Source organism: Pseudoduganella sp. GW821-FHT05F09 (assembly GCF_059419605.1).
The window spans coordinates 504,280-516,214 of sequence record NZ_JBWKSD010000003.1 but is presented as its reverse complement, the minus strand read 5'-3'; the positions used below and the strand labels follow the sequence as shown (position 1 = coordinate 516,214).

The 11,935-nt window shown below is 65.9% G+C and carries 11 protein-coding genes; 5 read left to right on the top strand and 6 right to left on the bottom strand.

The genetic code is table 11. The annotated features are described in order from the left end of the window. Positions 1-3: 3 nt before the first annotated feature. A complete protein-coding gene (gene parC, locus AC07S4_RS12145; RefSeq protein ID WP_494986894.1) occupies positions 4-2,523 on the top strand; it encodes a DNA topoisomerase IV subunit A in 2,520 nt (839 codons plus the stop codon). 70 nt (positions 2,524-2,593) lie between these two features. On the opposite strand, the gene AC07S4_RS12140 is transcribed toward parC, so the two are convergent. The 3 genes from AC07S4_RS12140 to AC07S4_RS12130 form a co-directional block, all read right to left on the bottom strand. Further along, positions 2,594-3,070, bottom strand: a complete 477-nt coding sequence (locus AC07S4_RS12140) for a hypothetical protein (protein WP_494986893.1) — start codon at positions 3,068-3,070, stop codon at positions 2,594-2,596. 127 nt (positions 3,071-3,197) lie between these two features. Next, the gene (locus AC07S4_RS12135) at positions 3,198-4,616 is read right to left on the bottom strand and encodes an IgA Peptidase M64 (RefSeq protein WP_494986892.1); all 1,419 of its coding nucleotides are present in this window, start codon (positions 4,614-4,616) and stop codon (positions 3,198-3,200) included. A gap of 54 nt (positions 4,617-4,670) precedes the next feature. Then, positions 4,671-5,918, bottom strand: coding sequence for a cyanophycinase (locus AC07S4_RS12130; protein ID WP_494986891.1), 1,248 nt, complete (start codon positions 5,916-5,918; stop codon positions 4,671-4,673). A gap of 116 nt (positions 5,919-6,034) precedes the next feature. On the opposite strand from AC07S4_RS12130, the gene AC07S4_RS12125 reads away from it, so the two are divergent. After that, positions 6,035-7,165: a succinylglutamate desuccinylase/aspartoacylase family protein gene (locus tag AC07S4_RS12125; RefSeq protein WP_494986890.1), complete on the top strand. Its 1,131-nt coding sequence runs from the start codon at positions 6,035-6,037 to the stop codon at positions 7,163-7,165. 16 nt (positions 7,166-7,181) lie between these two features. After that, entirely contained in the window at positions 7,182-8,567 is a 1,386-nt protein-coding gene (locus AC07S4_RS12120) for a YfcC family protein (RefSeq protein ID WP_494986889.1), read from the top strand. Here the strand turns inward: AC07S4_RS12120 and AC07S4_RS12115 are convergent. Both AC07S4_RS12115 and AC07S4_RS12110 read right to left on the bottom strand, forming a co-directional pair. Next, positions 8,526-8,984: a GNAT family N-acetyltransferase gene (locus AC07S4_RS12115; RefSeq protein WP_494986888.1), complete on the bottom strand. Its 459-nt coding sequence runs from the start codon at positions 8,982-8,984 to the stop codon at positions 8,526-8,528. The genes AC07S4_RS12120 and AC07S4_RS12115 overlap by 42 nt on opposite strands. After that, complete coding sequence (locus AC07S4_RS12110; RefSeq protein WP_494986887.1) at positions 8,981-9,592, bottom strand: hypothetical protein; 612 nt, start codon at positions 9,590-9,592, stop codon at positions 8,981-8,983. Before AC07S4_RS12110 ends, AC07S4_RS12115 begins: the two co-directional genes overlap by 4 nt. Before the next feature lie 144 nt (positions 9,593-9,736). Between AC07S4_RS12110 and argH the strand changes: the two genes are divergently transcribed. Then, a complete protein-coding gene (argH, locus tag AC07S4_RS12105; protein WP_494986886.1) occupies positions 9,737-11,134 on the top strand; it encodes an argininosuccinate lyase in 1,398 nt (465 codons plus the stop codon). 7 nt (positions 11,135-11,141) lie between these two features. Here argH and AC07S4_RS12100 read toward each other — a convergent pair whose 3' ends face one another. After that, positions 11,142-11,771: a hypothetical protein gene (locus AC07S4_RS12100; RefSeq protein WP_494986885.1), complete on the bottom strand. Its 630-nt coding sequence runs from the start codon at positions 11,769-11,771 to the stop codon at positions 11,142-11,144. On the opposite strand from AC07S4_RS12100, the gene AC07S4_RS12095 reads away from it, so the two are divergent. Continuing rightward, positions 11,770-11,922, top strand: coding sequence for a hypothetical protein (locus AC07S4_RS12095; RefSeq protein WP_494986884.1), 153 nt, complete (start codon positions 11,770-11,772; stop codon positions 11,920-11,922). The two genes, AC07S4_RS12100 and AC07S4_RS12095, sit on opposite strands and share 2 nt — an antisense overlap. The last annotated feature ends 13 nt before the right edge of the window (positions 11,923-11,935 follow it).

The window sequence follows — 11,935 nt, the reverse complement described above, 5'->3', positions numbered from 1 at the left end:
GACATGACTCATCAAGCAAATCTCTTTGACGAACCGGCGCCGCTCGATCCGGCCGCCACCCCGGCCACGGCCACCGCCGTGATCGACCTGACCGAAGCGGCCGAACCGGCCGAAGCTGCCGAGCCGGCCGGCGTCGACGGCGCGGCGGACGCCATTGAAGCCATCGCGGACGTGATCGCCGAAGGCGGCGACGGCGGCGGCGACGGCAATGGCGGCGACGGCGGCGACGGTGGCGATGACGGCGGCGACGACGGCGACGGCGGCGAAACGCTGATCCTGTCCACCTTCGCCGAGCGCGCCTACCTCGACTACGCCATCTCCGTGGTCAAGGGCCGCGCCCTGCCCGACGTGTGCGACGGCCAGAAGCCGGTGCAGCGCCGCATCCTGTACTCGATGAATGAACTGGGCCTGGGCCACACGGCCAAGCCGCGCAAGTCCGCCACCGTGGTGGGCGACGTGCTGGGTAAATTGCACCCGCACGGCGACCAGTCGGTGTACGACGCGCTGGTGCGCATGGCGCAGGACTTCTCGCTGCGCTACCCGCTGATCGACGGCCAGGGCAACTTCGGCTCGCGCGACGGCGACGGCGCCGCCGCGATGCGCTACACCGAAGCCCGTTTGACGCCGATCTCGCGCCTGCTGCTCGACGAAATCGACCAGGGCACGGTGGACTTCCAGCCCAACTACGACGGCTCGTCCGAAGAACCGAGCCTGCTGCCGGCGCGCCTGCCCATGGTGCTGCTGAACGGCGCCTCCGGCATCGCCGTGGGCCTGGCCACCGAAATCCCGTCGCACAATCTGACCGAGGTGGCGCAGGCCGCCGTGGCCATGATACGCAACCCCAAGATCAGCCACGACGAGCTGATGGCGCTGGTGCCCGGCCCGGACTTCCCGGGCGGCGGCCAGATCATCACCCCGCCTGCGCAGATCCGCGACATGTACGCCTCCGGGCGCGGCAGCATGAAGGTGCGCGCGCGCTGGAAGATCGAAGAACTGGCGCGCGGCCAGTGGCAGGCGGTGGTGACCGAACTGCCGCCGGGCACCTCCTCGCAGAAGGTGCTGGAAGAGATCGAAGAACTGACCAACCCCAAGGTCAAGCTGGGCAAGAAGGCACTGTCGGCCGACCAGCTGGCGCTGAAACAGCTCATCCTCGGCTCGCTCGACACCATCCGCGACGAATCGGGCCGCGCCGCGCCGGTGCGCCTGGTGTTCGAACCGAAGTCCAAGAACCAGGACCAGACCGAGTTCATGCTGATGCTGCTGGCGCACACTTCGCTGGAATCGTCGGCCTCGATCAACCTGGTGATGATAGGCAGCGACGGCCGCCCGCGCCAGAAGGGCATCGGCGACATCATCAGCGAATGGATAGGCTTCCGTTTCGAGACCGTCACGCGCCGCACGCAGTTCAAGCTGAAGAAGGTGGAAGACCGCATCCATATCCTGGAAGGCCGCGAGACCATCCTGCTGAATATCGATGAAGTGATACACATCATCCGCAATTCGGACGAACCGAAGGCGGCGCTGATCGAGCGCTTCAAGCTGTCCGACCGCCAGGCCGAAGACATCCTGGAAATCCGCCTGCGCCAGCTGGCGCGCCTGGAAGCGATCAAGATCCAGCAGGAACTGGCCGAACTGCGCAAGGAAAAGCAGACCCTGATGGACCTGCTGGAAAATCCGTCGTCGATGAAGCGCCTGATCATCCGCGAGATCGAGAGCGACGCCAAGGCCTACGGCGACGCGCGCCGCACGCTGATCGAAGAAGCGCAGAAGGCCGTGGCCGAGCAGAAGGTGGTGGACGAACCGGTCACCGTCATCATCTCGGAAAAAGGCTGGATACGCGCCCGCACCGGCATAGGCCACGACAAGACCCAGTTCACCTTCAAGGTGGGCGACTCGCTGCACGACGCCTTTGAATGCCGCACCGTGGACACCCTGCTCGGCTTCGGCGACAACGGCAAGGTGTACTCGGTGCCGGTGGCCGCGCTGCCGAACGCGCGCGGCGACGGCGTGCCGATCACCACCCTGGTCGACCTGTCGGGCGGTGCGCGCATCAAGCACTACTTCACCGGTCCGGCCAGCACCCAGCTGCTGCTGTCGTCCAGCGCGGGCTTCGGCTTCATCGCCAAGGCCGGCGACATGGTCAGCCGCCTGAAGGGCGGCAAGTCCTTCATCACGCTGGACGAAGGCGACCTGCCGCTGCCGCCGTCGGTGGTGGCGGAAGACGCCAGCGCCGTGGCCGCGCTGTCGGAAAAAGGCCGCCTGCTGGTGTTCGGCATGGCCGAAATGAAGACGCTGACCAACGGCGGCCGCGGCGTGATCCTGATGGAGCTCGATCCGAAAGAGACGCTGCTGTCGGCGGCGGCCATCAGCCAGAAAGGCGTGATCGTGCACGGCACCATGGCGGCCAAGCCGCGCGAGCTGGAAATGTCCGGCAACGTGCTGGCCCCGCACTTCGGCAAGCGCGCCCGCAAAGGCAAGGAACTGATCCAGCGCATCAAGGCGTCCTCGCTGGCGCCGAAGTAAGCGCCTCTGTAAACGAGCTGAGCCGCATTCGGGGTCTGACCCCGAATGCGGCTCAGCTCGTTTGAGACGCTTACTTGACGGTGGCTGCCTTGACGTCGGCGGCGGCTTTGGCTTTCGCTTCGTTGGTCTTGGCGGCGGCGATGGCTTTGTCTTCCGTCGCTTCGGCTTTTTCTTTCGCTACTTTGGCGTCGGCCTTGGCGGTGGTCTTGTCGACGTTGGCGTTGGCGGCGGCCATTTTCTTGTCGGCCTTGGCTTCGGCTTTCACCTTGTCTTCAGGGTCGGCCTTGGCAACCTTTTCTTCGGCCTTCATGTGGGTCTTCTCGGCCTTGGCATGCGCCTTGGCGACTTTTTCGTCAGCCTTGGCCTGGGCTTTGGCCACGTCCTGGTCGGCTGCGGCGTCTTTTTTCAGTTCCTTGGCTTCGGCCTTGGCTACCGTTTTTTCAGCCTTGGCCTGGGCCTTGGCGACGTCGGCGGCCGGGGCCGGGGTTTGCGCCATGGCGGCGGTGGCGAACAGACCTGCGATCAGGGAGGCAATCAGCTTATTCATGGTATGGACCTTTCAGTTGTTTTCTGGGATGTGCTTATTTCTTGTCACGGATCCAGAATATGCTGAGCAGCCCTCCCCATCTGTACGCTAGCGCACCTAGTACTTGTATCAATCGTTACTAAACGTTTTATTGCGGATCGCGCGTGTACAGGTCTATCGTGGCGCTCACCGCTTCGCTGCACACGGGGCAGAACTTCTCGCTGCGGTCGAACATCAGGCATTGCTGCGCCGGGCGGTAGTAGCCGGTGGCTTCGTAGTTGGCGCCTTCGAAGGCGCCCACTTCGTGCTTGTGCGGCGCGGCCGAGAACAGCTTGCCGGTCCACGCCAGGTCTTCCTTGAACAGCGCGCTCATTTCGGACTCGGGACGGTTGGCCTTGCGCAGCGCGGCCCGCGTCTTCTGGTATTCGCGCGAATGCGCTTCGTATTCGGCCTTGGGCCACGGCGTGGGCAGCGGCGTGGCCGCGTTCACCAGGTGCTTCCATTTGAGCTTGGCCGGGTCGCGCAGCGCGGTGGCGTTGGGCTCCCACGGCTCCACCCGCTCGCCGGTGGACTGGTAGGCCACCGGCGAGGTGTAGTACTCGTCCGCCAGGCCGGCGAAGTGGTGGCCGAATTCGTGCACGAACAGGTAGTTGGCCCAGTCGCTATTGGCCGCCGCGGTGCTGAACTGGCCGTAGATGCCGCCGCCGCCGTAGGTGTCGTTGTTGACCAGGATTTCGATGAATTCATACGGCGCGTGCTGGGCGATGTCGCGCAGGGCGCGGTTGTCCAGCGCCAGCACATAGCGCTCGCTGCCGAAGATGTCGTAGCGGGTGCCCAGCGGACTTGCATGGTGCACGCCGGTGGAGGGGCGCGATACGCCGGACTCCTGGGTCGGCACGGCCAGGCCCCATACGTTGAAGTCCTTGGCGCGCTCCTTGAACGGCGACACGCTGAACAGGTAGTCCGCCAGGCGGCGCGCGGTGGCTTCGAACTTGGCCATGTCGGCCTTGGTGTAGCCGTCGCCCAGTATCAGCAGGTCCACCTTGTCCGGCGAGGGGCCGCTGACGCGGATCGGGATCGGCTTGGCGGGCGCGGGCTCCTGCTTGCGCACCACGTCCTGCGCGTCGGTGTCCACTTCCACGCTCCACACCACGGAGAAGGCGTTGCGTTCATCGCGCTTGAGGATGCGCACTTTCACCGGGCGGTCCGGCTTGGGGAAGCGCACGGACTCCTGGAAGCCGCGGCTGGTCTTCTGCGCTTCCTCGGTGCTGCGCCATTCGCCGAAGATGGTGGAGAAGCCGCGCGAGTACAGCAGGTCGCCGGTCTTGGCGTCCACCACTTCCACGCGGTTCACGCCACGGTCGGTGTCGTCCAGGTTGCGCGAGAGCTTGCCGGCCCACGGCAGCGGCTCGATCACCACGCGGTCCATGGCGTACTGCTCGTTCAGGGCGTTGCCGGTGTGGAGGTAGTCCAGCCGCACGGTGGCGGGGGGCGCTGCGAAGGCGGTGGATGAGAGCAGCAGCGCCGCGCCGAGCAATGCGGCGCGGGCCTTGGTGGTGAGTGTCATGGCTGGTCCTTGTACCGGGTTGTGTGCCGGTATTCTAAGGCAGCCCGCGCCAGTTTAGTTCTTGTATTTGTACAGCGGACGTTGCACTTCTATGGGGCGGATGTCGAGCCGCAGGTTGAGGATGGAATATGCCTCCACCACCGACGACAGGTAGCCCGTGCTCTCCGGCGTCTTGGAGAAGCGGAACTCGAAGCCGATCTCCGGCGCCGTGCCGCGCGGGTCGCCGCTGGCGATGCCGATGGCGTCCTGCTGGTCGCTGTCGATCAGCTTTTCCATCAGGTCCACCACCGCGCTGTTGCCCAGGATGTCGTTGCTGAAGACCGCGCCGCGCCGCACCGGCCGCGTGTTGTCCAGCCGTCCGTCGGCCTTGTCCGGCGCCGGCGTGAAGGTCTGGGTGGCGATGTTGAACTTGTCGCCCCGGTCCAGGTAGCTGATCAGGATGTTGCTGACGTTGAAGGCGCTCGATTCGGAATCCATGGTGGCGTGCGACAGGTCCAGCAGCATGGCGCCGCGGTAGCCGATGATCTCCACTTCGCGCTTGGCGTTGACCACCATGGCGCTGTTTTCATCGATGCCCAGGCCGAGCTGGTAGCCCTTCTTGAGCATGGCCGGGATCATGCGCGCGAAGCGGCCGCGTATCAGCAGGTGCTGGTCGACGAAGATGTCGTCGCCGATGAAGCCCAGGCCGGGCGCGATGTCCTTGCCGTCCGCCACGCCTTCTTGCAGGGTGGCCAGCACGCGGCGCGCGTCGTAGAACATGGTGCTGCTCATGATGGCCGCGCCGGCGCTGGTGCCGGCGATGACGCCGCCGCGCCGGTAGATGTCCCAGATCGCGTCCAGCGCCGCCGTGCGGGTGCCGTCGGCGCGCACCAGCGCCTGCGTGATGCGGCCCTGGTCGCCGCCGGCGAAGTACACGCCGTCGGCGCGCCGCACGCGGTCGGCCAGGGTCATGTCGTCGGCCGCCTTGCGGTAGTCGCTATTGGCCAATTTAACGGCGATCGGCACCAGGAAGGGGTCGGCGCCGTAGCGCTTCAAATAGCCGATGATGGCCTGGCCGGAGCGCTCCGGCGTGCCTGCGGCCGAGGGGAACACGGCGATGCGCGCGCCCTTGCCGCCCGCCAGTTGCACGATGCGCTGCCAGATGTCGGCGTTGTCGCCGCGCAGGCCGCCGCCGATGATGACCAGCGAGCCCTTGGGCTGCGCCGGCTCGGCCGCATGCGCGTGCGTGTGGGCGCCGACGATGGCGTACCAGAGCAGGGAAAGGCGGCCTACACTATGAATCAAAGTCTTGAGTACACCCATATCCGGTCCGTTTTGCGAGAAATTGCGTGGAGAAGCACCGGCAGCGGTACCTCTTGCTTGCAAATATACATCAAATGAGCATAATCCCCCGATACCTTATCCATCAGGCCACTGCCATGCGAACCGCCAACCACACCACCAAGCACCCGATTTCAGCGCCGCACAGCAGCGCCCAGTTCGAACTGACCAGCTACCGCTATGGCACGCCCGGCGCCGGCAAAAAGGTCTACATCCAGGCCGCGCTGCACGCGGACGAAGTGCCCGGCATGCTGGTGGCGCAGTTCCTGCGCAAGCGGCTGGAGGCGCTGGACGCGGCGGGCAAGGTGCGGGGCGAGATCATCCTGGTGCCGGCGGCCAATCCCATCGGCCTGTCGCAGGCCATCCACGGCGCCCCATTCGGCCGCTTCGACCTGACCACCGGCGTGAACTTCAACCGCGCCTACAAACACGTGGCGGAGGAGCTGAAAACCTCGCTGGCGGGCCTGCTGGGAGCGGACGCGGACGCCAATGTGCGCCTGATCCGCCAGCACGCGCTGGCCTCGGTGGCCGCCTGGCAGCCCAAGTCCGACGGCGAGGCGCACAAGAAGCTGCTGCTGGAGATGGCGATCGACGCCGATATCGTGCTCGACCTGCATTGCGACAACGAGGCCGTGCTGCACATCTACGCCGGCACGCCGCTGGCGGACGCGATTGCGCCGCTGGCCCGCCTGATGGGCGCGCACGCGGTGCTGCTGGCCCTGGCGGCGGGCGGCGAGCCCTTCGACGAGGCCTGCAGCCGTCTGTGGTGGGACTTGCAGGCGCACTTCGGCGACGCCTTCCCCATTCCGCCCGCCTGCCTGTCCACCACCGTGGAGCTGCGCGGCGAAATGGACGTGAGCTACGAGCTGGCGGAACAGGACGCGGATGCGCTGGTGCGCTTTCTGGCCCACGCGGGCGCGCTCGACGCGGAAGTGGGCGAGCTGCCCGCACCGCTGTGCGAGGCCACGCCGCTGGAGGGCGTGGAGCCCATCCTGGCGCCGCACGCCGGCGTGCTGGTGTACAAGCGCGGGATGGGAGAGAAGCTCAAGGCGGGCGACGCGGTGGCGGACGTGATCGACGCGGCCAGCGGCGCCGTCAGCACCGTGTGCTGCACGGTGGACGGCGTGCTGTTCGCGCGCACCGCGCACCGCCATGTGCTGCGCGGCTGGAACATCGGCAAAATCGCGGGCGCGCAGGCGTTCCGTTCCGGCGACCTGCTCAGCCAGTAAACCCTTCAAGGCCCCCATGAAACTGCGCATCCCCAATACCTACGTCCTGGTCTTCGCCATCCTGGCGCTGATCGCCCTGGCCACCTGGCTTATCCCCGGCGGCAAGTACGACACCCACCTGGTCAACGGCAAGCAGCTGATCAATCCGGCCACCTTCCACTACATCGACAGCAAGCCGCAGGGCTTCGCCGCGCTGATGATGGCGCCCATCAAGGGCTTCGCGGAAGCGGGCCTGATCATCGGCTTCATCCTGATTGTGGGCGGCACCTTCCAGGTGCTGCACAAGACCGAGGCGATCGACGCGATGATCAAATCCATCGCCAAGGCCTACACGCATTCGTCCTTCGTGCGCGCGGCGCTGATCCCGGTGTTCATCACGCTGTTCTCGCTGGGCGGGGCCACTTTCGGCATGAACGAGGAGGCCATCCCCTTCATCCTCATCTTCGTGCCGCTGGCGCTCGCGCTGGGCTACGACACCATCACCGGCGTGTCGATACCCTTCCTCGGCTCGCAGGTGGGCTTCGGGGCTGCCTTCCTGAACCCGTTCAACGTCGGCATCGCGCAGGGCATCGCCGGCATACCGGTGTTCTCCGGCATGAGCTACCGCCTGATCTGCTGGGTGGTGGCCACCGCCATCACCGCCGCCTTCATGATGTGGTACGCGGCGCGCATCAAGCGCAATCCGGAGCTGAGCCCGACCTATGTGCTGGACCAGGCCAAGCGCAAGGAGAGCCATCTGGACCTGAGCAGCTTCGAGGGCATGACGCTCAAGCACAAGGTGGTGCTGGGGATCTTCGCCGCCTCGCTGCTGGGCATGGTGGTGGGCGTGGTGAAGTTCGACTGGTATATCGAGCAGATCGCCGCGCTGTTCATGGTGATGGGCATCGTGATCGGCCTGATAGGCGGGCTCGATTCGGACGAGCTGGTGGGCGCTTTCATCCAGGGCGCGAAAGACCTGGTGGGCACGGCGCTGGTGATCGCGCTAGCGCGCGGCACCATGATTTTGGCGCGCGACGCCAACATTATCGACACCATGCTGCACGGGCTGCTGCCGCTGGTGCAGTCGTCCAGCCCCGTGTTCGCGGCGCAGAAGATGTTCGGCATACAGACCGTGATCAACTTCTTCATCCACTCGGGCACCGGGCAGGCTTCGCTGACCATGCCCATCATGGCACCGCTGGCGGACCTGGTGGGCGTAACGCGCCAGACGGCGGTGCTGGCCTTCCAGTTCGGCGAGCTGACCACGCCCATGATACCGACCTCCGGCATCACCGTGGGCGTGCTGGCCCTGGCCCGCGTCCCCTGGATTACCTGGGCCAAGTGGATGGTGCCGCTGCAGCTGATCTACGCGGTGATGGCGCTACTGCTGCTGATTCCGCCCTGCCTGATGCACTGGCAATGAGGCGCTGACGTAGACGTCGGGGAAATAGCGCTCCATCAGCGTCTGCGGACGCTGCGGGGGCGCAAACCCGAACTGGGCGTACAGGCCGTGCGCATCGCTGGTGGCGAGGCTGAAGCGGCGCAGGCCCTGCAGCTCGGGATGCGCCATGATGGCCGCCACCAGGCTTTTGCTATGTCCCAGCCCCCTGTGCTCCGGCAGCACAAACACATCCACCAGGTTGGCGAAGGTGGCGCCGTCCGTAATCACGCGGGCAAAGGCGATCTGCTTGCCGTCCTGGTAGCCGCCGAAGCACAGCGAGTTGGCGATCGCCTTTTCCAGCAGCGCCAGCGGCATGCCCACGGCCCAGGTGGAGCGCTCGCTCAAAAATCCATGGATCAGCGCTATGTCGAGCGCCGCCTTGTCTGTGCTGATGTTCAATGCTTGCCCTTCAGGTAGCGTTCCGGCAGCGGGTTCTTGTCCGTTTCCGCCTGCCACACCAGCGACTGTATCCACCAGCGCTGGCCGTCGTTCACCAGCTGGATGCTGTTCATGCCGCGCTGGAAGGGCTTGGCCTCGTCCGGCGCGCGGCGCGATTCGTAGGTGCTGAATATGTGGGCGATCTGGCCGAAGGTCTCGGTGGTGCGCGCCAGTTCCGTTTCGTAGAAGCCTTCCTTGGCGAACACCGGCGTCACGCGCGAGATGTAGTCGGAGACCGTGAGCACGCGGGTGGTGATCTCGCCGCTCTTGTTCACGCCGTGCACCACCATGCGGCCTTCGGGGGCGAACAGGCTGCGCAGGCGCTCCCAGTCGCGCGGCGCGCCGGCGGCGCCGGAGATGGTGCCGTACAGCGCGGACAGCATGCCGTCCAGCGTCTTCAGTTCGGGCGCAATGGCATGCGCGGCGCCGTCGTCGGCTGCGGTATCGGCTGCTGCGGCGGCGGGAGTGGCCGCTGCGGCGGCGGCCGTCTCCCCGGCCGTGGCGGCTGCGCAGGACAGCGCGCCGGCCATCAAAACGCATAACAAGCTGGCTTTGGCTGGCTGTTTCATAGTCTGTTCTCCCCATTCTTCATGCCGCCATGATCGGCGATTTCGGCCCGCCTGTCACGCCCGTGGCAGCGCGGAATCGGTGGGATGGCCCAACCTTGTTTATAATCGTCGCAAATCCGCACGCCCACCCTCTCAAAAAAAATCATGACTGATCAATTCTCCAAGAAGGGCGAAGCCTGGTCCGCCCGCTTCTCCGAACCAGTTTCCGACCTCGTCAAGCGCTATACCGCTTCTGTATTTTTTGACAACCGCCTGGCCAAGGCCGACATCCAGGGCTCGCTGGCGCACGCCGGCATGCTGGCGGCCCAGAAGATCATCAGCGCGGCCGACCTGGCCGACATCCAGCGCGGCATGGCGCAAATCAGCCAGGAAATCGAAGCCGGCCAGTTCGAATGGCTGCTGGACCTGGAAGACGTCCACCTGAACATTGAAAAACGCCTGACCGAGCTGGTAGGCGACGCCGGCAAGCGCCTGCACACCGGCCGTTCGCGCAACGACCAGGTGGCCACCGACATCCGCCTGTACGTGCGCTCCGCCATCGACGACGTGACCGGCCTGCTGAACCAGCTGCGCGGCGCACTGACCGACCTGGCCGAACAGCACACCGACACCATCCTGCCCGGCTTCACCCACATGCAGGTGGCGCAGCCGATCACTTTCGGCCACCACATGCTGGCCTACGTTGAAATGTTCGGCCGCGACGCCGAGCGCATGGCCGACTGCCGCAAGCGCGTGAACCGCCTGCCGCTGGGCGCCGCCGCGCTGGCCGGCACCACTTTCCCGATCGACCGCCTGCAAGTGGCGCAGACGCTGGGCTTCGACGACGTGTGCCACAACTCGCTGGACGCCGTCTCGGACCGCGACTTCGCGATTGAATTCACGGCGGCGGCCTCGCTGATCATGACGCACGTGTCGCGCATGTCGGAAGAGCTGATCATCTGGATGAGCCCGCGCGTGGGCTTCATCGACATCGCCGACCGTTTCTGCACCGGCTCGTCCATCATGCCGCAGAAGAAAAACCCGGACGTGCCGGAACTGGCGCGCGGCAAGACCGGCCGCGTGTACGGCCACCTGATGGGCCTGCTGACCCTGATGAAAGGCCAGCCGCTGGCCTACAACAAGGACAACCAGGAAGACAAGGAACCGCTGTTCGACACCGTGGACACGCTGATGGACACGCTGCGCATCTTCGCCGACATGGCCGGCGGCATCACCGTCAAGCCGGAGAACATGCGCGCGGCGGCCCTGCAGGGCTACGCCACCGCCACCGACCTGGCCGACTACTTGGTGAAGAAGGGCCTGCCCTTCCGCGACGCGCACGAAGCCGTGGCGCACGCGGTGCGTGCCTGCGTGGACCTGGGCATCGACCTGTCCGAGATGTCGCTGGAGCAGCTGCAGGCCTTCTCCAAGCTGATCGAGCAGGACATCTTCCAGGTGCTGACCCTGGAAGGCTCCGTGGCCGCGCGCGACCACGTGGGCGGCACCGCGCCGAACCAGGTGCGCGCAGCCATCGCCCGCGTGCGCGGGCAGCTGGCCGGCTAAGCCGCCGTCACTGCGCCACCAGGCGCGACAGCACCGCAATGGCGGCGCCGGTCTGGCGCTGCTCCAGCAATATCGTCAGCTCGGTGTGGGTGCAGATCATGTTGACCAGGTTGATCTTGTCCCACGCCAGCTTCTTCAGGATGCCGTGGTAAATCCCCGGCATGTTGAAAGTCTCCGGGTCCAGGTGCAGCGTCACCGCGTTCAGGCTTTCCAGCCGCGCCAGCTGGCGCTCGGTGACGAAGACTTCATCTATGGCGCTCGTCAGCGAGCGGCTGCACACCACCATCACCTCATGGATGCCGCGCGTGACCGACACGAAGGCGCCCTGCCTGGGCGCCACTTCCGCCAGCAGCCTGCGGTGGCATTCGTAGGTGTTCTCCGAATAGCGGAAGGTGTACATGGTCAGGTCGGTGCGGGTGGTCAGCTCGCCCGTCTTGCGCGCCAGCGACAGCTCGCCGTGCGCGGCCGCCTCCTGCTGCGGCAGGCGCTCCGCCACGCGCCGCAGCGCCATCACCACGGCCGCCTGTCCCACAGGCTTCCACAGGTCCGTTTCCAGCTGCGGCTGCAGCTGCCGCGCGAGTTCCGACAGGTTGATCAAGCCGCGTCCCAGCCCCTCCGTGAGGAAGGGAGACTCCATGACGATCCGCTCAACTTTGGTAGATATCGAGAGCATGGCAAACCAGATAAAAAAAGCTGTCCCTGCGCACCTGGCCACGGGTTGGGCGAAGGCGCGCGACGGCGCCGCGCATGCCGGGTTGCGGCAGGCGGCGAATGGATGTGCTGGATGAGGCTGCGGGGCTT